Source organism: Micromonospora sp. H61 (assembly GCF_018070325.1).
GTDB lineage: Bacteria > Actinomycetota > Actinomycetes > Mycobacteriales > Micromonosporaceae > Micromonospora > Micromonospora salmantinae.
In genome coordinates, this window is record NZ_JAGPXY010000028.1 from 63,522 (window position 1) to 81,859 (window position 18,338).

Consider the following 18,338-nt stretch of genomic DNA (forward strand, 5'->3'; position numbering starts at 1 on the left):
GGGGTGCGTTCGCCGGGGTCGAACCCCGATCCGGACGTACACCGGGGTCCACCCCGGAGTGACCCGCCGCGACCCGCCGGCGTTGCCCCCGAGCTGGCTCCGGGTCATCCCCGAAGGGAACCCCGGGGGCGTGGCTGACAGTGCGGGCAGCTGTACGAGGACCGGTTCATGAACGCCTCACGGCGGATCGGCGAGCCACACCGCCGGCACGGCTCGCCCTCGCGGCCGTACGCGTTGAGCGCACGGTCGAAGTAGCCGCTCTCGCCGTTGACGTTCACGTAGAGGGCGTCGAAGCTGGTGCCGCCCTCGCTGATGGCCTCGGCGAGCACGTCGCGGACGTGGCCGAGCAGGCGCTGCGCGGCCGGGCCGGTCAGCGCGTCGGTGGGTCGGCCGCCGTGCAGCTTGGCGCGCCAGAGCGCCTCGTCGGCGTAGATGTTGCCCACTCCGGAGATCAGGGTCTGGTCGAGCAGTGCCCGCTTCACCTCGGTGTGCCGGCGGCGCAGCGCCGCGACGAACGCCTCGTCGGAGAAATCCGGGTCCATCGGGTCGCGGGCGATGTGCGCGATCTCGTCGGGCAACTCGGCGCCGCCCTCGCTCACCGAGAGCCCGCCGAACGTGCGCTGGTCGACGAAGCGCAGCTCCGGGCCGTCGTCGCTGAACCGGAACCGGACCCGAAGGTGGGTCTCGTCCGTCGTCCCGGGTGGCTGGAGCAGCAGCTGACCCGACATGCCGAGGTGCCCGACGATCGCGTCACCGCTGTCCAGTGGCAGCCACAGGTACTTGCCGCGACGGCGGGCGTCCAGCACCGTCCGGCCAGCGAGCACGTCGGCGAAGTGCACGTCGCCAGGAGCGTGCCGGCGGACCGCACGCGGATGACGAACCTCGACCGAGGCGATCCGACGGCCGACGACCCACTGGGCCACGCCCTGCCGGACGGTCTCCACCTCGGGCAGCTCAGGCACGCGGCCGACCCGTCTCGTGACCGTCGGCGCCCCCGGCCGGCAGCGCCTGCGCCAGGTGGTCGGCCTGCTCGGCCTGAGCCGCCCGCTCGGCGCGCTCCAGCGGCCCGAACGGCTCGTCCCGGTCGGCCGAGTCGTCCCGACCGATCGGTTGGTCCTGACGATCGTCGCCGGCCCGACCACCCTGGCCCTCGTCGCCGGCCCGACCATCCTTGCCGTCGTCGCCGTGCTGACCGTTCTGCTCGGCGAGCGTCCGCCAGGCTGCCTCGGCGGCCCGCTGCTCGGCCTCCTTCTTACTGCGCCCCTCGGCGCCGCCGTACCGGATGCCGGCCACCACCACCCAGGCGGTGAACGTCTTGAGATGATCCGGGCCGGTGCCCTCGATCCGGTACTCCGGGACGCCGAGACCGAGCGCCGCCGTCAACTCCTGGAGGCTGGTCTTCCAGTCCAGGGCGGCCCCGCGACCAGCCGACTCGGCCATCAGCGGGTCGAAGAGCCGGTGGATGACGATCCCCGTGGTGTCCAGGCCGTACTGGAGGTAGATCGCGCCGAGGAGCGCCTCCAGCGTGTCGGCGAGGATGCTCGCCTTGTCCCGGCCACCGGTCGTCTCCTCACCCTTGCCGAGCAGCAGGTACGCGCCCAGCCCGTCCGGGCCGAGACCGCGGGCCACGTCGGCGAGCGCCCGCATGTTGACCACGCTGGCCCGCAGCTTGGCCAACTGCCCCTCAGGCAGATCAGGGTGGTTGTGGAAGAGCGCCGTGGTGATCACCACGCCGAGCACCGAGTCGCCGAGGAACTCCAGCCGCTCGTTGGTCGGCAGCCCGCCGTTCTCATACGCGTACGACCGGTGGGTCAACGCGCGCTGGAGCAGCTCGGGTTCCAGGCTCACTCCGAAGGCGGCTTCCAGGTGACCGACGGACGCCCGCCGCCGCTTGTCGTTGCTCATGTGCGTACCTCGGTGTCGGTGGAGCGGTCGGTGCGACCCGTCGCGGCGTCGCGGTCGAGCAACGCGGAGACCAGATCGGTGGCGCGCCGCCGCCACAGGTGGGCGGCGAGAGCTATGCCGGAGGCGACGTCGTCGGCGCGGGCGGACCCGTGACAGACGACCACCGTCCCCGCGACGCCCAGCAGTGCCGCCGCGCGGGGCGCGCCGCCCTGGGCAGGTGGGCCGCCGGCCATCGCGTACGCGCCCTCAATGGCCTTGAGCAGCACGTTACCGGTGAAGCCGTCGGTGACCACCACATCGGCGCGCGTGCCGAGGGCCACGTCGTACCCCTCGACCAGGCCGACGTAGCGCGCCCCGCCGGGCAGCGGTTCGACGGCGAGCAGGGGGTCGGTGGCGCGGCGGACCCGGTCGCCCTTGCCGGCCTCGGTGCCGACCGAGAGCAGCCCGACGCGGGGTGCGGCGATCGAGTGGGCCACCGCCGCGTACGCGGCGCCGAGCACGGCGTGACGGGCGAGGGTGGCCGGGCGGGGTTCCAGGGAGCCGCCGACGTCGAGCAACACGACGGGCCCCGCCACGGCGGGCAGGGTGGCGGCCAGCGCGGGTTGGCGGATCTCCGGCGAGCGGCCGAGGCCGAGCACGGCAGCGGTGACTGTGGCACCGGTGGCGCCGGCGGAGACCACGGCGTCGGCCGTCCCGTCCCGGACGGCGGTGACCGCGGCCCGGACGGTGCTCTCGGAGCGGGCGGCGCTGGGATGGTCGGCCATGCCGACGACATCACGAACGGGCCGCACCGTGATCCGGGCGCGTTGCGCCGGATCGAGGGCAGCAATCAGCTCGTCGGCGACCTCGGTCGGACCGACGAGAAGCAGATGCAGATCAGGGTCGGCGCGCATGGCCCGCAGAGCGCCGTCAACCACGACGGCGGGAGCGTCGTCCCCGCCGAGGAGGTCAACGGCGATCCGCGCGGCGCCCGGCTCCACCGGAACGCCGGCCGGATCGGTCCGGCCGGCGTCGGAGGGAGCCGGAGCACCGGGCGAATGCCAGGATGCGCGCGCCGCCCGACCTGGGGTCGGGGGCGTCACTCGGCGTCCAGGTCAGACCTCGAGAACCTGGCGGCCGTTGTAGGTGCCGCAGACGGAGCAGGCAGCGTGCGGCAGCTTCGGGGACTTGCACTGCGGGCACGCAACGGTCGCGACCACTGTCGCCTTCCAGTTCGCCCGGCGAGACCGGGTGTTGCTGCGCGACATCTTGCGCTTCGGGACGGCCACGGTTCTTACTCCTCTGTAACGGTCAGTTGCGACAGGCCCGCCCAACGCGGGTCGATCTGCTGGTGACTGTGGTCGGCCGGCAGATCGTCCCAGTGCGCCCCGCATTCGGGGCACAGTCCTGGGCAGTCCTCCCGGCAGAGCGGGTTGGTCGGCAGCGTGAGCACCAACGCGTCCCGCAGCGCCGGCTCCAGGTCGATCAGATCGCCCTGCATCCGGCCCACCTCGTCCTCGTCGGTCGTGGCGTCCGTGGTGCTGTCCTCGTACGCGTACAGCTCCTGGATCGTCACGCCCATCGAGTCGTTGATCTCGCGCAGGCAACGGCCGCACTCGCCCCGGACGGGACCGGTGATGGTCCCGGAGACGAGCACGCCCTCGGACACCGACTGCAACCTCAGATCGAGGTCGAGGTCCGCGCCCTCCGGCACGCCGATCAACTCCACACCGAGGTCCGCCGGTGCCGGCACGACCCGCTGGACCTCACGCAACGCGCCAGGGCGACGCGGCAGGTCCCTCGTGTCGAGGACCAGCGGCGACCTGGGGTTGAGTGTCGATGGCGAGTGCTTGGGCATAGTTAGACTCCGGCCGGTGAGAGGCCGACAAAAAAGGTTACCTGGGCGACCGCCGGACCGTCGAACCGGGGGCGACGCCCGCCTGAGAAGTCGGCTGGTGAGGTGCCGCTCAGAAGGGTAGCGGGCGTTCCGCCTCATCCCCAGCGAAGGTGCCGATCTCCCGCAGCGCGTGCATCTTGTCCCGGCCGCGCTCTATCGAGGCCAGTGCCCTGGTGAGGAACTGCTCGAAGTTGGCCAGCGCGGTGTCGACGTAGTCGTCGACCTCCTCACGCAGGCGCTGCGCCTCGGCGCGGGCCTCGCCGATGATCCGGGCGCCCTCGTGCTCGGCCGACACGGTGATCTCGTTCACCGAGACCAGGCGGGCGTGTTCTGCCTCACCCTCGCTGATGATCCGGTCCGCCTCGCGCTTGCCGGCTTCCATGATCTTGTCGCGCTCCTCCAGGAGCGCGGCGGCGCGACGCAGGTCGGCGGGGAGATCGGCACGCATCTCATCGAGGGCAGCGATCATCTCACCCCGGTCGACCATGCAGTTGTTGCGCGACATCGGGACGGAGCGGGCCTGCTCCAGGATGGCGATCAGTTCGTCGATGCGATCGAGCGGGTCCACCGGCTACCTCACTCCTGTCGTTCGTCGGCCGACCTCCATGATGCGGGCTACGGCCGTTCCCCGCGCCACCAATCATGTCGTGCCGGCCCCACCGCCGCCCCACTCACCCCAACCCGGCGAGTCGCGACATAGTTACCCCCGGCTCCCACCGCCCCGATCTTGCACTTTCGGTCGCGTCAAACCACGGCGAAAGGGGCGACGCGGGCGCCGTAAGTGCAAGATCGCGAGGGTGAGGGGGAGCCAGGGTCGGCTTAGCGGCGGGGGCCCAGGCGGGCCTGGAGGGCTTCGCGGACCGGGTCGGGGACGTGGGCGGAGATGTCGCCACCCCACTTGGCGACGTCCTTGACCAGGCTCGACGAGAGGAACGAGTAGAGCGGGTTGGTCGGCATGAACAGCGTCTCGACGCCGGCCAGACCGATGTTCATCTGGGCCATCTGCAGCTCGTAGTCGAAGTCGCTGACCGCCCGCAGGCCCTTGATCAGCACACTGGCCTGCTGGGCCCGGCAGAAGTCCACCAGCAGCCCTCGGAACGACTCGACCCGCACGTTGCCGTACGACGAGGTCACCTCGCGGAGCATCTCGATGCGCTCCTCGACGGTGAACAGGCCACTCTTCGACTGATTCACCAGCACACCGACGATCACCTCATCGAAGAGCCGACTGGCCCGCCCGATGATGTCGAGGTGTCCGTTGGTGACCGGGTCGAACGAACCGGGGCACACCGCACGTCTCATGATCGGCGACCGTACCAAAGGGTGGTCTCGCCGTAACGGCGACTGCGCTCGGCGGTGATCCCCTCCACCCAGTCGAACTCCCTGGTGCGGCGGGACCGCTCCACCACCACCAACGCGTCGGGCGCCAGCCAGCCGCCGTCGACCAGCGCGGCCAACAGCGCGGTGATCTCCTCGTCCGGCAGCGCGTACGGCGGGTCGGCGAAGACCACGTCGTACGGCTCGCCGTCCGGTCCGGCGGCCAGCACCGTCGCCACCTTGCCGGTGACCAGACGGGCCGCCGGACCGGCACGGAGGGCCGCCACGTTCTCCCGGATCACCCGGGCCGCCCGCGGGTCGGACTCGACCAGTAACACGTGCCGGGCACCTCGGGAGAGCGCCTCCAGGCCGACCGCGCCGGAGCCGGCGTACAGGTCGGCGAAGCGGGCGCCGTCGAGATCGACCTCGGCCTGGACGGCACTGAACAGCGCCTCCCGGACCCGGTCCGAGGTGGGTCGGGTGCCGGCGCCGGGCGGCGCGGCGATCCGCCGGCCACCGAGCGTCCCGGCCACGATCCGGGTCACCGTTTCCTCCTGCTCATGCCCGCGACGCTACGCGATGCGGCGCGGAGCCGGTCAGCACGGCGCGGAGCCGGGAGTTGCCGGCGGACGACGACGCGGAGCACCTGAGCAGCCCCGACGGCGCGGTATCCACCGTGGAGCCACGGCGGCGGAACCGTCCCCAGTGACCGGACCGACACATTCGGTCCATCAAAGATCACGAATCGACTACATTGCCGAATGGCAATGATCTGAACTCCCCTCATTAACCACCCATCAGTACAGTCTCCCCCTGTCCCCGCTTTCGCCGCGGGAACACCACCGCGTCGCGCGACGCCCCGGTGAGCAATTGACCCCCCGGTCACGATGTCTCCCGGCCTCCCGCCACGCGATCCGTACCCCCTCACCAGGAGCAGGCGTGAACCCTCCCAAGTCTCCGTTCCGGCGCGTCGCGGCCATCGCCGCGGGCGCGTTGATCGGCATCGCCGGCGTCGGCGTCCTCGCGAGCCCCGCGAGTGCCCACCACCCCGAGCCCTCCGGCACCTACTGCCTGACCTCCGACGGCCAGGTCAAGGTGACCTGGACGGTCGGCAACAGCGAGAACATCGACGCGAAGATCACCAAGCTCGAGTCGACCGTCCCGGGCGACTTCACCGGCGGCCTGGCGCAGGACGCCACTCTCCCGGCGAAGGGCAAGGGTTTCCTCACCGGCACCCAGGCCCACCGCTTCGACCAGAAGCGGCCGACGATCGAGCTGACCGTCGAGGCGCGGTGGGTGCGCTCCGACCGGATCGTGACCGAGGAGCGGACCGTGGCCGCCGAGCCGAAGGGCACCTGCGCGGCAGAGCCCACGCCCTCGCCGAGCAGCCCGACGCCGACCGCCACTCCGTCGGTGACCCCCACCCCGACCCCCACTGTCGTCTCTCCGTCGCCGAGCCAGCCCCCGACCCAGAGCCCGACCCCGACCGCCACCCCGGCTCCGGCGGAGCCGGTCGGCTCGGTCGAGTCGACCTGCGACAAGCTCACCTTCGCGATCGAGAACCCCGCCGACGGTGAGACCGTCACGCTCACCCTGACCCCGAACAAGGGCGAGGTGAAGACGCTGGTCGTGAAGCCGGGCGAGACCGGTTCCGTCTCCTTCGACGCGTTCGAGGGTCTGGTCGTCACGCCGGCCGCCGAGGGCCTCGACGACACCGCGCCGATCGCCTGGGAGCAGCCGGCCGAGTGCGCCCCGGGTCAGGGTGGCGGTAAGGACGAGCCGGCTCTGCCGCTGACCGGTGCTGCCACCGGCGGCATCATCGCCGGCGCCGTGGTGCTGCTGGCCGCCGGTGCCGCCCTGTTCGTGGTGGCCCGTCGTCGTCGGGTTCGCTTCACCGCCTGAACCAACCCGCTCTGACAGTTGAGGGCGCGTCGACCACCCGGTCGGCGCGCCCTCAGCCATGTAGTGGCCTGTGTGGTCAGCCCTTCTCCAGGTACTCCGCGCGGTCCTCGTCCACCAGTGCGGCCACCGAGGCGGCCAGTGCCGGGCTGCGGGCCAGCTCCGGGTCGTCCTCGATCAGGGTGATCGCCTCGGCGCGGGCGTCACGGATCAGGTCGGCGTCGCGTCGCAGGGACAGCAACCGCAGGTGCGAACGGTGCCCGGACTGGGTGGCACCCAGCACGTCGCCCTCACGGCGTTGCTCCAGATCCAGTTCGGCGAGCTTGAAACCGTCGCTGGTGGACGCCACAGCATCCAACCGTTCCCGCGCCGACGAACCCTCGGCCGCCTCGCTGACCAGCAGGCACAGCCCGGCGGCAGCACCCCGACCGACCCGGCCCCGCAGCTGGTGAAGTTGGGAGACACCGAACCGTTCGGCGTCCAGCACGATCATCACGGTGGCGTTAGGCACGTCCACGCCGACCTCGATCACCGTCGTCGCCACCAGCACGTCCAGGTCACCGGCCGCGAAGGAACGCATCACCGCGTCCTTCTCGTCGGCCGGCAGGCGACCGTGCAGCACCCCGATCCGCAGGCCGTGCAGCGGGCCCTCGGCCAGCAACGGAGCCACCTCGGTCACCGCCAGCGGTGGCCGCCGCCCGTTGTCGTCCTCGGGTGGCGGTTCCTCGTCGCTGGTCGGCCCGTCACCTATTCGCGGACACACCACGTACGCCTGGTGGCCGGCGGTCACCTCCTCGCGCAGCCGACGCCAGGCCCGGTCCAGATAGGCCGGCTTCTCGGCGGCCGGCACCACGTGCGAGGCGATCGGCGACCGCCCCCGGGGCAGCTGGGAGAGCGTGGAGACCTCCAGGTCCCCGTAGACGGTCATCGCCACGGTGCGCGGGATCGGGGTGGCCGTCATCACCAGCACGTGCGGCGGCTGGTCGGCCTTGGCCCGCAGGGCGTCGCGCTGCTCCACGCCGAAGCGGTGCTGCTCGTCGACAACCACCAGGCCGAGGTCGGCGAAGTCGACCCCCTCGTACAGCAGGGCGTGGGTGCCGAGCACGATGCCGGCGGCACCGCTAGCCACCTCGCCGAGCGCCCGGCGGCGGGCCGCCGCGCCCAACGAGCCGGTGACCAGCTCGACCCGGGTGGCGTGTTCGGCGGAGCCCAGCTCACCGGCCCGCCCGAGCGGCCCGAGCAGGTCGAGCATGCCGCGGTGGTGCTGGGCGGCCAGCACTTCGGTGGGCGCCAGCAGCGCGGCCTGCCCGCCCGCATCGACCACCTGAAGCATCGCCCGCAGCGCCACCACCGTCTTGCCCGAGCCCACCTCGCCCTGCAACAGCCGGTGCATGGGGTGCGGAGTGGCCAGGTCCGCCGCGATCTCCACACCCACCTCACGCTGACCGGCCGTCAGCTCGTACGGGAGTCGGGCGTCGAAGGCCTCCAACAGCCCACCCGGGCGCGCCGGGCGGGGCCGGGCCGGCCAGTCGGCCGCCCGGTGCTTGCGCTGCACAAGGGTCACCTGGACGGCGAAGGCCTCGTCCCACTTGAGGCGCCGCCGCGCCTGGTGCAGCGCCTCCTTGCTGGACGGCCGGTGGATCTCGGTCAGCGCGGCGCCCAGCCCGACCAGCTTGCGGCTGGCCCGCACTGCGCTCGGCAGTGGATCGTCCGGCGGGGTGAACGTGTCCAGTACGACGCGCACGCAGCGCGCGATCACCCAGGTCGGCACGGCCGCGGCGGCCGGGTAGACCGGGATCAGCGCCCCGGCGAACTCCTCGATGTCGTCGCTGACCGCCGCCTCGCCGTCGCCACCCTCGCCGAGCAGGACGTACTCCGGGCCGTTGAGCTGCCGTTTTCCCCGAAACTCGGTGACCTTGCCGGCGAACAGACCCCACCGGCCCGGGCGCAACTCGCGCTCGCGCCACGCCTGGTTGCCGAAGAAGGTCAACGTCAGCACCCCGCCGGAGCCGTCGCCGACGGTCACCTCCAGCAGGTTGCCCCGCCGCTGACGCATCGGGCGCACCGCGGTGCGCTGCACCTGGGCCAGCACTGTGACCTGCTCACCGACGTCCAGTGAGCGGATGTCGGTGTGCTCACCACGCTCGTCGTAGCGACGCGGAAAGTGGTAGACCAGGTCACCCGCGGTGTGCAGGTCGAGGTGCGAGGCCAGCGCCTTGGCTGTCTTGTCCCCGACCAGCTTCTTCAGCGGAGTGTCCACAGTGGCTGGTTCGCTCATTCGATCCCTACCAGGAGCGGATAAAACGGCTGGCCGCCCGGGTACGCGTGCACCTCGACGAACGGCCAGCGTCGCGCGACGTGCGCGCGGACGGCGTCGGTGAGCCCGGCCGGAGCGTCCACCCCGGCCAGCAGGGTGACCATCTCGCCGCCACCACCGAGCATCCGGTCGACCACTGCGGCGCAGGTGTCCGTGAGGTCGGTGCCGATCAGGTGCACCTCCCCCTCCACCAGCGCCAGCACGTCACCGGGGCGGCACGGGCCGGCCACTGTCAGCGCCTCCCGGCTGGCATGGCAGACCTCGGCGTACCGGCAGGCGCCAGCCGCCTCGGCCATCGCGATGACGTCGTCCTCGAAACGGCGGTCACCGTCGCGGACCGCGAGGGCTGCGAGGGCCTGCACCGGCGATCGGGTCGGCACCACGCTCACCTTGATGCCGTGCCGATGGGCCTCGCGGGCGGCCGCGCTCGCCACCGCCTCGGTGTTGGCGTCGTTGGGCAGCACCACCACCCGGGCCGCACCGGTGCTGCGGACGGCATCCAGCAGCTCGCCCGTGGACGGGTTGCCCGGCACGACGGTGGCGCCCTCCGCGGCGAACAGGTCGGCGATGCCGCCGCCGGTGGCCACCACCACCGCGGCCCGGCCGGCCACCACCGGGCCGGAGGGCGACTCCGAGTGGTCGGCGAAACGGGTCACCGAGATGCGGTACGGGCGGCCGGCGGCGACACCTGCCTCGACCGCCGCGCCCACGTCGTTGACGTGCACATGCACGTTCCAGGTGCCTTCCGGTTCACGCCCGTCGCCGACGACGACCAGCGAATCTCCCAGGGCGTCGAGCGCCCGCCGCAACCCGGCGACGGCCTCGGCTCGGGCGTCGAGCAGGAACTGCACCTCGTACGCGTACTCATCCGAACCGGTCTCGCGGGCGACGGTGGCCGCCGGGCGGGCGGAGCGCGGCGTCGGCGCGGGCCGGACCGTGCGCTCCCCGGTCAGCACCTCGACCAGGGCGTCGAGCAGCACGCAGAGCCCTCGGCCACCGGCGTCGACCACGCCCGCGCGGGCCAGCGCCGGCAGCTGTTCCGGGGTGCGGGCGAGCGCCTCGGCCGCCGCCCGGGCCGCGACGCCGGCCACCGTCGGCAGGTCGTCGCTGTCCGCGCCCTCGGCCGCGGCGGCGGCCGCCGCGACCACTGTGAGCACTGTGCCCTCGACTGGCCGGGAGACCGCTGTGTACGCGGCGGCGGTGCCGGAGCGCAGCGCGGCGGCCAGCTCCCGGCCACGCACCGTCGGCACCCCGGCGACCTGGTCGGCGAAACCACGCAGGATCTGCGAGAGGATCACCCCGGAGTTGCCCCGCGCGCCGAGCAGCGCGCCCTGGGCCATCAGCCGCAGCGCGTGCCCGTGCGCCGTCGGCCCGCTGTCGGGGAGAGTGTCCAGATCCATGGCGAGGGCCTGCTGCGCCGAGGTGAGGGTGAGCACCAGGTTGGTGCCGGTGTCGCCGTCGGGCACCGGATAGACGTTGAGCTGGTCGATCTCGCCCTGGTGACGCTTCAGTGCGGCCAGCCCGCTCGCGCACCAGCGGCGGACCGCGGCGGCGTCGAGGGTGTCCAGCACGGGCAGAAGCCTACTGGCGCGCACCGACACCCGTCGGACTCGTCCGGCGTGTCCTCGCCGGCCCGGGCCGGCGCTGGTCGCGGCGGGAACGAGCGCCTCCGGTACCCTTGCCGCCGGGCCGGCCCGCCGTTGGGCGGACGGGCCCACGACCAGGTGTGAGCCGGGGCACGGGCGAGCGCCGGACCAGGCCGGTTGGCCGGGTCGGCGAGTCATCGGGTAACCTGACCAGGTTGCCCGGGCAGCACCTGCCGGCGACCTCATGAACGTATCAATCCCAGGAGTATCCCGTGGCTAGCGTGTGCGACGTCTGTGGCAAGGGACCGGGCTTCGGCCACAACGTGTCCCACTCGCACCGGCGGACCAACCGCCGCTGGAACCCGAACATCCAGTCGGTGCGTACCCCGGCCGGTGGCGGCAACACCAAGAAGTTGAAGGTCTGCACCTCGTGCATCAAGGCCGGCAAGGTCACCCGCGCCTGACGCGGTAGCACCCACCTTTTCGTTCGGCTCAGCCGGCGGACCCCGAGGGTCCGCCGGCTTAGTCGTGTCCGCGGGCGACGCCGCACGCCGGCCCGTCAACGTCTGGCGCGCAGGCCCGGCCGGGCCCACCGTGACCTGGCACACCGGCCGGTCGGGCCCGGCAAGGGCTGATCCACAGGTCAGAGGGTGCGGCCGAAGGAGACGCAGCCCTCCGCGTCCTTGTAGAAGCCGAAGTTCGGGATCCGCTCGTACCCGGCGGAGCCGTACATGGCGATCGCCTCGGGCTGCTTGTCGCCGCATTCCAGGACCACTCGCTTGCGGCAGTGCTCGCGGGCGGAGCGCTCGACGGCCGCCAGCACCGCGCGGGCGACCCCCCGCCCCCGTGCCGCCGGGGCCGTGTACATCCGCTTCAGCTCCGCGGTGTCCGCCCCGTGGCTGCGCCAGCCACCGCAGCCGACCGGCTCGCCGGCCAGGTAGGCCACCAGGAACGCGCCGTCGGGCGGCTCGAACTCGGCCGCGTCCACCGGGGTGTCGTCGCCGGTGCCGCCGTAGCGGGCACCGAGGTCGGCCAGTGCGGCGCGGATCAGGTGCTGCGCCACCGGTGCGTCGAACCGCACCGCCCGGATCTCGATCTCACTCACGGTATCCAGGATACGGCCGCGCGCGGGCCTCACCGGAAGTGGTCCCAGCCGGCCGGGCCGTCGTGGGCGACGCCGTCGACAGTCACGCCGGCACCGTCGGTGACCAGACCGATCGGCCGCCAGCCCGGTGGCAGCACCACCGCCGGGGGGAAGGTCGCGGCCAACGCGTGGTCGTCGCCACCGGCGAGGATCCAGGTGTACGGGTCGACGCCGAGTGCCTGCGCCGCGTCGGCCATCTGCCGGGGCACCTCGAACCCGTCGCGGCGTACGTCGATCGCCACCCCGCTGGCCGCCGAGACGTGCCCGAGGTCGGCGAGGAGCCCGTCCGACACGTCGATCATGGAGGTGGCGCCGAGTTGGGCGGCCTGCGGGCCGGCCTGGTAGGGCACCTGCGGCCGCCGGTACGCTTCGACCAGCAGCCGAGGGGTACGAAAGCCCCGGGTCAGCACGGTCAGCCCGGCTGCCGCGAACCCGGTACGCCCGGCCAGAGCGAGCACGTCCCCCGGTCGGGCGCCCGAGCGCAACACGGGCGGACGGCCCGCCAGGTCGCCCAGCGCGGTGACCGCGACGGTCAGGGTGGGACTGGCCGACATGTCCCCGCCGACCACACTCGCGCCGACAGTCGCCGCCTCCGCCGAGAGCCCGTCGGCCAACTCCTCCGCCCAGGCGGTGTCCAGGTCCGCCGGCATGCAGAGAGCGACCAGCAGGGCGGTCGGCGTGGCACCCATCGCCGCGATGTCCGCCAGGTTGGCGGCTGCCGCCCGGTGCCCGACGTCGCGGGCCGAGGACCAGTCCCGGCGGAAGTGCCGCCCGTCGACCAGCACGTCGGTGGAGGCCGCCACCCGGCCGTCCGGCGCGGCCACCACCGCCGCGTCGTCGCCCGGCCCGAGCAGGGTCGTCGGCCCGTACGACAGCCGGGCGGTGATCTTCCCGATCAGCCCGAACTCCCCGATCCCGGACACGCCGACGCCACCGCTGGCGTTCCGCCCGTGCTGCCCGGCTCCGCCGTGCTCGCTCACCGCTGCTCCTTGACCACCGATAGGGATCGGACCTGGTCCGTAAGGTACTTTCACCCTTCGGGCCGCTCCCGGGCGGCGACGGACGGAGGTCGAGTCGTGGTACAGGCGTACATCCTCATCCAGACCGAGGTCGGCCGCGCACGTGACGTGGCGGGTCTCATCGCGGACATCCCCGGCGTGGTACGCGTCGACGCCGTCACCGGGCCGTACGACGTGGTCGTCCTCACCGAGGCGAACACCGTCGACGAGCTCGGCAAACTCATCGTCAGCAAGGTGCAGATGGTGCCCGGCATCACCCGCACCCTCACGTGTTCGGTGGTGCGGCTGTAAGTGGACGAGATGACGACCTCCTCCTCGGCTCTGGACGACGACGGGGCACGCGACGCGGCCGACGGGACGTCCGAGCCGGCTGACGGTAACCGCGAGTCGACCGATCCGGCCGCCGCCGCGCCGGCCGGCCGCGATCGGACCATGCGTGGCGCCGCCCTGCTGGCCACGTTGATCGCGCTGCCGATCACGCTGCTGGTGGCCGTGCTGGCCTTCAGCAAGCTCAGCCCGGACACGCCGGCCGCCGCGCCGACGCCCTCCGCGACCACCGCCCGGGTGCAGTCCACCACCCCGGTGGAGATGGCCGCCCCGGCGCTGGCCGCCCGGCCGGCCACGGTCTGCCGGGCCCTGCTCTCCCAGCTTCCGGCGAGCATCCGCGACCTGGCCCAGCGGCCGGTCACCGCCGGCCCGGAGCAGAACGCCGCCTACGGCGACCCCGCGATAACCGTTGCCTGCGGGGGCACCGAGCCGGCCTTTCCCAGCACCGACGAGGTCTGGACGGTCAACCGGGTCTGCTGGCACCTGGCCGAGCAGGCCGACGCGGCGGTCCTCTCGACTGTCGACCGGGAGACGCTGATCACCGTGCGCGTCCCGCGCTCGTACGAGCAGCCGTTGCAGTGGTTGCCGACGATCTCCAGCACGATCGTGGCGAGCGTGCCCTCCGGCGGCGCGATCCCGTCCGGCTGCCAGCGCTGAACCCGAACCGACTCCGCCCGCGCCGGCTGACCGACGCGGGCGGGGTTCGGACGGTTCAGTGCAGGCCGACGCCGCGCCGCTGGGCGGTACGGATCAGCCGGTTGACCAGCTTCGGGTATTCCAGGCCGGAGGCCGCCCACATCCGCGGGAACATCGACGTCGGGGTGAAGCCGGGCATCGTGTTGATCTCGTTGAGGTAGACGTCCAGTTCGGGAGTGACGAAGAAGTCGGCCCGGGCCAGACCGGCGCAGTCCAGCGCGGTGAACGCGCGGACCGCGTACTCCTGCACCTGGCGGGTCACCTTCTCCGGCAGGTTGGCGGGGATGTCGTACTCGCAGGAGTCGTCGAGGTACTTCGCCTCGAAGTCGTAGAAGTCGTGGTCGGCGACGACCCGCACCTCGGCCAACACGGACGCCTCGGGGGTGCCGCCGGCCTCGCCCTCCAGCACACCGCACTCGATCTCGCGGCCGACGATCGCGGCCTCGACGATGACCTTCGGGTCGAACTGCCGGGCGGCGGCGACCGCCGCGTCCAGCTCGGCCCAGTCGGTGACCTTGCTGACGCCGAACGACGACCCGGCCCGGGACGGCTTGACGAAGACCGGCAGGCCGAGCCGCTCCTTGTCCTGCTCGCTGAGCGTCATGCCGTTGCGCAGCACGGCGTACGTGCCGACCGGGATGCCCTCGACGGCACAGAGCTTCTTGGTGAACTCCTTGTCCATGGCGGCCGCGGAGGCGAACACGTTCGCCCCGACGTACGGGATGCCGGCCATCTCCAGCATTCCCTGGATGGTGCCGTCCTCGCCGTAGGTGCCGTGCAGCACCGGGAAGACCACGTCCACGTCGGCCAGCGCCCGGGGGCCCTCGGTCGGGTCGAGCACCATCAGTCCGTTGCCGGTGGGGTCGGCGCGCAGCACGATGTCGTCACCCGAGTCCGCGGTGATCTCCGGCAGCTGACGGGCGTTGATCGCGAGCTGGGCGGGGTCTCCGTTGGTCAGCACCCACTGGCCGGCCCGGGTGATGCCCACCGGCACCACCTCGAACTCGTCCGGGTCGAGTGCGCCGAACACGCTGCCGGCGCTGACGCAGGAGATGCCGTGCTCCGGGCTGCGGCCGCCGAAGACGATCGCCACGCGGGTCTTGCCTGGGGTGGTCACTCCGGTCACCTCTTCGTACGCGACTGCGGCTGGTCGTGCTCGCCGGTGGCGCTCACCCGGTTGACCTTACTGTGCGTGGCCGAGGGGCGCGGCGATACCCGGCGAGCCGCGGCACGACACGGCAATCGGTCAGGAGAGGATATACGGTGCGTGATCGGACGGTGGCGGCGTCGCGGCCCGCTGACCTGGGGCGGCTCAGTCCCGGGAGTGCCGGCGGCCGACCGCGATGACCTTCACCCGCTGCCGGCCGGCCCGCACCATGCCCAGCGCCATGAACGCTCCGGCGATGCGGTCGGCGGCCTCCCGGCTGCTGGCGCCGACGACCTGCCGGCGCCGTTCCGGCGCGACCCGCTCGTTGCGGTTGACGCCCTCGACGGGACGCACGTCGGTGAGCACCACGAGGAAACGGGTCATCGCACTCCGCCCGAAGGTACGGCGGAGGGCTCCGGGCGGGTTCGCACGTCGTCTCCTTCCGGCAGGCCGGGTGGAGGGGCGGCACGCGACGATCGGGTACGGGGGAGAAACCCGATCGCCGCGCGCCCCATCCCCTCCGGTCGCTCACCACCACCGTCGCCACGACAACCGGCGGTGAGGACGCGATAACAGATTGACACGTGTATAGGCGTGAATGCAACTCCCATCGACGTTCTCTCATGCAGACGTTCCCGCAAATGTATGCGACCATCGATGCATGGCTCCGAAGACCGCCCGCGCCCGCCGGCTCGGCATCGCCCTGCGCCACCACCGGGAAGCCGCCGGGCTGACGCTGGAGACCGCGGCGGATGAAATCAACAGCACCCGCAGCACCCTGTCCCGCTACGAGAACGCCCAGACCCTGATCAGCCCGGCCACCGTGCGCGCCCTGCTCACGTCGTACGGGGTGAGTGCCGAGGAGGTGGCCGCGGCGGTGCAGCTCGCCAAGGACGCCCGCAAGCCCGGCTGGTGGGTGTCGTACTCCTACCTGCTGGATCCGCGCACCATCGACTTCATCGCGCTGGAGGCCGAGGCGACAGCCATCGCCAACTTCGAGCCCTCGGTGGTGCCCGGCCTGTTGCAGACCGCGGACTACATCCGTGGCGTGATGCGCGGCGGGCCGCACACCCTCGGCGACGACCTGGTGGAGCAGCGGGTCAAGATCCGGCTCGACCGACAACAGCGGCTCACCGCCGACCAGCCGCCCATCCTCGACGCGATCATCGACGAGGGCGCCCTGCTCCGGCCGGTCGGTGACCAGTCGGTGATGAACGGGCAACTACGGCACCTGGTCAAGATGGCCGAGCTGCCGAACATCAGCGTCCAGGTGATCCCGCTCTCCGCCGGCTACCACCGGGGCACCCGGGGTTCCCTGCACATCCTCGAGTTCGCCGACCCGGAGGACCCGATCATCGCGTCGGTGGAGACCGTCGCGGGTCAGATGATCCTCGACCGCGCCGGCGAGACGCGTACCTGCACCAAGATCATGGAGCATCTCCGAAGCGTGGCGCTCAGCCCGGCGGACAGCCGCGAGATGCTCCTGTCAGTCCTGAAGGGACGGTAGGACCGATGACCCCGATGATCACAGCGGCCTTGGCCACGGCGCGGTGGCGCAAGAGCAGCCGCAGCGGCGACGAAGGCGCCTGCGTGGAGGTGGCCGCGATCCCGCGGCTCGTTGCCGTACGCGACTCCAAGGACCCGGCCGGCCCGGCCCTGCTGTTCCCAACGGCGGCCTGGGCCGCCTTCGCCCAGGCGCCACCCCAGCGCTGACCAGAGGTGCCGAGCCGGTGCGGGCCGAGGCCCGCGCCGGCTCAGGCAACCAGCGGACGGGGCTCCGGAACGGCGCGTAGCGCCTCCAGCGCGGCGATCGCGACGCCTCGGGCACCGGCCATGTCCCGATCCGGCACCAGGGCGAAGGTGGCGACCGCCGCCTGCTCCTCGCGGAGCACTGTGTGCTCGCGGACCGTCGCCAGGAACCAGTCGCGGAACTCCGGTGCCGCCTCCACCACTCCGCCGCCGACGAAGTACGCGTGCGGGTCGGTGAAGTTCGCGGCGACGGTGAACAGCCGCCCCAGCGCCATCGCCTGCTGGGTGAAGAGACCCCGCGCGAGGGCGTCCCCGCGCTCGCCGTACCCCCGGACCAGCTTGGCCGCCCGGGCCACCGACTCGGCCGCGAGCGGGTGGTCGGGGTACCGGGTCAGCCAGTACGGCAGCAGATTGCGTTCGATGCCGGTCAGCGAGGCGACGCTCTCGACATCTCCGGTGAAGCCGCAGGCGCAGGTGGGCTCCGGCTGACCCGGGCCGAGCAGCCCGCTCAGCGGGATGTGCACGTGGCCCAACTCCCCCGCCATCCCGGCCGCGCCGGCGATCACCCGACCGCTCTCGACCACGCCGCCGCCGAGGCCGGTGCCGACGATCAGGGACACCGAGGAGCGGTTCATCGCGTCGGCGCCGAAGTAGACATGGTGGGCGTAGAGCGCGGCAGCGTTGCCGTCGTTGTGATAGATCACCGGCAGCCCGAGCCGTCGCTCCAGCGCCCCTCGCACGTCGAAGCCGCGCCAGGCCGGCTGGGAAAAGTTGGTGGAGCCCCGCGACGAGATGACGCCGTCGGCGCTGGCCGGGCCGGGAGTGTCCAGCCCGACCGCCTGGACCAGGTCGCGCGGCACGCCGGTATGCGCCAGGGCACCGTCCAGCGCCAGGGCCAACGCCTCGATCGCCGCCTCCGGCCCGGCCCGCACCTCGCTGGGGATCTCCAACAGCCCGTCCACCAGGAAGCGGCCGTCCACCGTCAGCACTGTGGCGTTGTTGCTGGTGCCGCCGTTGTCCAGCCCGACGACCACCGGCACCCCTGCGCTGCCCACCGAAACCGCCTCCCGCCGTCATGAGTGTGAGCCGAGGCTAGTGCCAACCCCCCTCCCCCGCCATGCCCGGGCGACCCTCGCCCTCCCCGCGATCTTGCACTTGCTGTCCCGACACAAGGGGCATCAACGCCGATGTCGACTACCGAAGCTGCAAGATCGGTGGGGTGGGGTGGGTGGGGCGCGGGGCACTTTTCGGGTACGGCGGAGTGGCCGTACGTGAGAGAGAGGCGTGCCCCGCGCCACCGGGTCGGGCGGTCCGAGCGCCCGGGGTGGGCCCATGTCGGGCCTGGTCACTGGTCCA

At 72.4% G+C, this 18,338-nt stretch carries 20 protein-coding genes and 1 pseudogene; 6 read left to right on the forward strand and 15 right to left on the reverse strand.

Annotated elements, in window-relative coordinates; all coding sequences use genetic code 11:
* Positions 1 to 104: 104 nt before the first annotated feature.
* From mutM to rsmD, 8 genes and pseudogenes are all read right to left on the reverse strand, one after another.
* A complete protein-coding gene (gene mutM, locus KBX08_RS16545; RefSeq protein WP_210784393.1) occupies positions 105 to 962 on the reverse strand; it encodes a bifunctional DNA-formamidopyrimidine glycosylase/DNA-(apurinic or apyrimidinic site) lyase in 858 nt (285 codons plus the stop codon).
* Between the two features lie 193 nt (positions 963 to 1,155).
* A pseudogene (gene rnc / locus KBX08_RS16550) lies at positions 1,156 to 1,905 on the reverse strand (ribonuclease III); the annotation flags it as partial.
* Positions 1,902 to 2,885 carry a phosphate acyltransferase gene (locus KBX08_RS16555; RefSeq protein WP_210784406.1) on the reverse strand — a complete coding sequence of 328 codons (984 nt, stop codon included), beginning with the start codon at positions 2,883 to 2,885 and terminating at the stop codon, positions 1,902 to 1,904. The gene KBX08_RS16555 and the pseudogene rnc, both read right to left, overlap by 4 nt.
* 114 nt (positions 2,886 to 2,999) lie before the next feature.
* Positions 3,000 to 3,173, reverse strand: coding sequence for a 50S ribosomal protein L32 (rpmF, locus tag KBX08_RS16560; RefSeq protein ID WP_030335284.1), 174 nt, complete (start codon positions 3,171 to 3,173; stop codon positions 3,000 to 3,002).
* Positions 3,174 to 3,178: 5 nt separating this feature from the next.
* Positions 3,179 to 3,742, reverse strand: a complete 564-nt coding sequence (locus tag KBX08_RS16565) for a DUF177 domain-containing protein (protein ID WP_110562455.1) — start codon at positions 3,740 to 3,742, stop codon at positions 3,179 to 3,181.
* A gap of 109 nt (positions 3,743 to 3,851) precedes the next feature.
* Complete coding sequence (locus tag KBX08_RS16570) at positions 3,852 to 4,349, reverse strand: hypothetical protein (RefSeq protein ID WP_030335287.1); 498 nt, start codon at positions 4,347 to 4,349, stop codon at positions 3,852 to 3,854.
* A gap of 251 nt (positions 4,350 to 4,600) precedes the next feature.
* Positions 4,601 to 5,083, reverse strand: a complete 483-nt coding sequence (gene coaD, locus KBX08_RS16575) for a pantetheine-phosphate adenylyltransferase (RefSeq protein WP_030335289.1) — start codon at positions 5,081 to 5,083, stop codon at positions 4,601 to 4,603.
* Positions 5,080 to 5,643: a 16S rRNA (guanine(966)-N(2))-methyltransferase RsmD gene (rsmD, locus tag KBX08_RS16580; RefSeq protein WP_210784394.1), complete on the reverse strand. Its 564-nt coding sequence runs from the start codon at positions 5,641 to 5,643 to the stop codon at positions 5,080 to 5,082. Before rsmD ends, coaD begins: the two co-directional genes overlap by 4 nt.
* A gap of 394 nt (positions 5,644 to 6,037) precedes the next feature.
* On the opposite strand from rsmD, the gene KBX08_RS16585 reads away from it, so the two are divergent.
* The gene (locus tag KBX08_RS16585) at positions 6,038 to 7,000 is read left to right on the forward strand and encodes an LPXTG cell wall anchor domain-containing protein (protein WP_210784395.1); all 963 of its coding nucleotides are present in this window, start codon (positions 6,038 to 6,040) and stop codon (positions 6,998 to 7,000) included.
* A 76-nt stretch (positions 7,001 to 7,076) separates the two neighbouring features.
* Here KBX08_RS16585 and recG read toward each other — a convergent pair whose 3' ends face one another.
* On the reverse strand, positions 7,077 to 9,275 hold the full coding sequence (gene recG / locus KBX08_RS16590) for an ATP-dependent DNA helicase RecG (RefSeq protein ID WP_210784396.1): 2,199 nt from the start codon (positions 9,273 to 9,275) through the stop codon (positions 7,077 to 7,079).
* Positions 9,272 to 10,885 carry a DAK2 domain-containing protein gene (locus KBX08_RS16595; RefSeq protein WP_210784397.1) on the reverse strand — a complete coding sequence of 538 codons (1,614 nt, stop codon included), beginning with the start codon at positions 10,883 to 10,885 and terminating at the stop codon, positions 9,272 to 9,274. The genes recG and KBX08_RS16595 overlap by 4 nt, the downstream gene beginning before the upstream one ends.
* A gap of 287 nt (positions 10,886 to 11,172) precedes the next feature.
* Here KBX08_RS16595 and rpmB point away from each other — a divergent pair, with 287 nt between their 5' ends.
* Entirely contained in the window at positions 11,173 to 11,364 is a 192-nt protein-coding gene (gene rpmB, locus KBX08_RS16600; protein ID WP_011905179.1) for a 50S ribosomal protein L28, read from the forward strand.
* A gap of 179 nt (positions 11,365 to 11,543) precedes the next feature.
* Here the strand turns inward: rpmB and KBX08_RS16605 are convergent, their stop codons facing one another.
* Together KBX08_RS16605 and KBX08_RS16610 are read right to left on the reverse strand one after the other, a co-directional pair.
* Positions 11,544 to 12,005 carry a GNAT family N-acetyltransferase gene (locus KBX08_RS16605; protein WP_210784398.1) on the reverse strand — a complete coding sequence of 154 codons (462 nt, stop codon included), beginning with the start codon at positions 12,003 to 12,005 and terminating at the stop codon, positions 11,544 to 11,546.
* Positions 12,006 to 12,034: 29 nt separating this feature from the next.
* Positions 12,035 to 13,024, reverse strand: coding sequence for a thiamine-phosphate kinase (locus KBX08_RS16610; protein ID WP_210784399.1), 990 nt, complete (start codon positions 13,022 to 13,024; stop codon positions 12,035 to 12,037).
* Positions 13,025 to 13,120: 96 nt separating this feature from the next.
* On the opposite strand from KBX08_RS16610, the gene KBX08_RS16615 reads away from it, so the two are divergent.
* Positions 13,121 to 13,354 (forward strand): Lrp/AsnC ligand binding domain-containing protein, encoded by a 234-nt coding sequence (locus KBX08_RS16615; RefSeq protein WP_030487446.1) that lies wholly within the window; start codon positions 13,121 to 13,123, stop codon positions 13,352 to 13,354.
* Between the two features lie 9 nt (positions 13,355 to 13,363).
* Positions 13,364 to 14,047 carry a DUF3515 family protein gene (locus KBX08_RS16620; protein ID WP_210784400.1) on the forward strand — a complete coding sequence of 228 codons (684 nt, stop codon included), beginning with the start codon at positions 13,364 to 13,366 and terminating at the stop codon, positions 14,045 to 14,047.
* A gap of 55 nt (positions 14,048 to 14,102) precedes the next feature.
* Here KBX08_RS16620 and KBX08_RS16625 read toward each other — a convergent pair whose 3' ends face one another.
* Positions 14,103 to 15,203 (reverse strand): D-alanine--D-alanine ligase family protein, encoded by a 1,101-nt coding sequence (locus KBX08_RS16625; RefSeq protein ID WP_210784401.1) that lies wholly within the window; start codon positions 15,201 to 15,203, stop codon positions 14,103 to 14,105.
* A 195-nt stretch (positions 15,204 to 15,398) separates the two neighbouring features.
* Entirely contained in the window at positions 15,399 to 15,617 is a 219-nt protein-coding gene (locus KBX08_RS16630) for a hypothetical protein (protein WP_030335309.1), read from the reverse strand.
* Positions 15,618 to 15,894: 277 nt separating this feature from the next.
* Between KBX08_RS16630 and KBX08_RS16635 the strand changes: the two genes are divergently transcribed.
* Positions 15,895 to 16,740 carry a helix-turn-helix transcriptional regulator gene (locus KBX08_RS16635; RefSeq protein ID WP_091393087.1) on the forward strand — a complete coding sequence of 282 codons (846 nt, stop codon included), beginning with the start codon at positions 15,895 to 15,897 and terminating at the stop codon, positions 16,738 to 16,740.
* 5 nt (positions 16,741 to 16,745) lie between these two features.
* Entirely contained in the window at positions 16,746 to 16,946 is a 201-nt protein-coding gene (locus KBX08_RS16640) for a DUF397 domain-containing protein (protein WP_210784402.1), read from the forward strand.
* Between the two features lie 41 nt (positions 16,947 to 16,987).
* Here the strand turns inward: KBX08_RS16640 and KBX08_RS16645 are convergent, their stop codons facing one another.
* Positions 16,988 to 18,037: an ROK family protein gene (locus KBX08_RS16645; protein ID WP_210784403.1), complete on the reverse strand. Its 1,050-nt coding sequence runs from the start codon at positions 18,035 to 18,037 to the stop codon at positions 16,988 to 16,990.
* Positions 18,038 to 18,338: the final 301 nt, after the last annotated feature.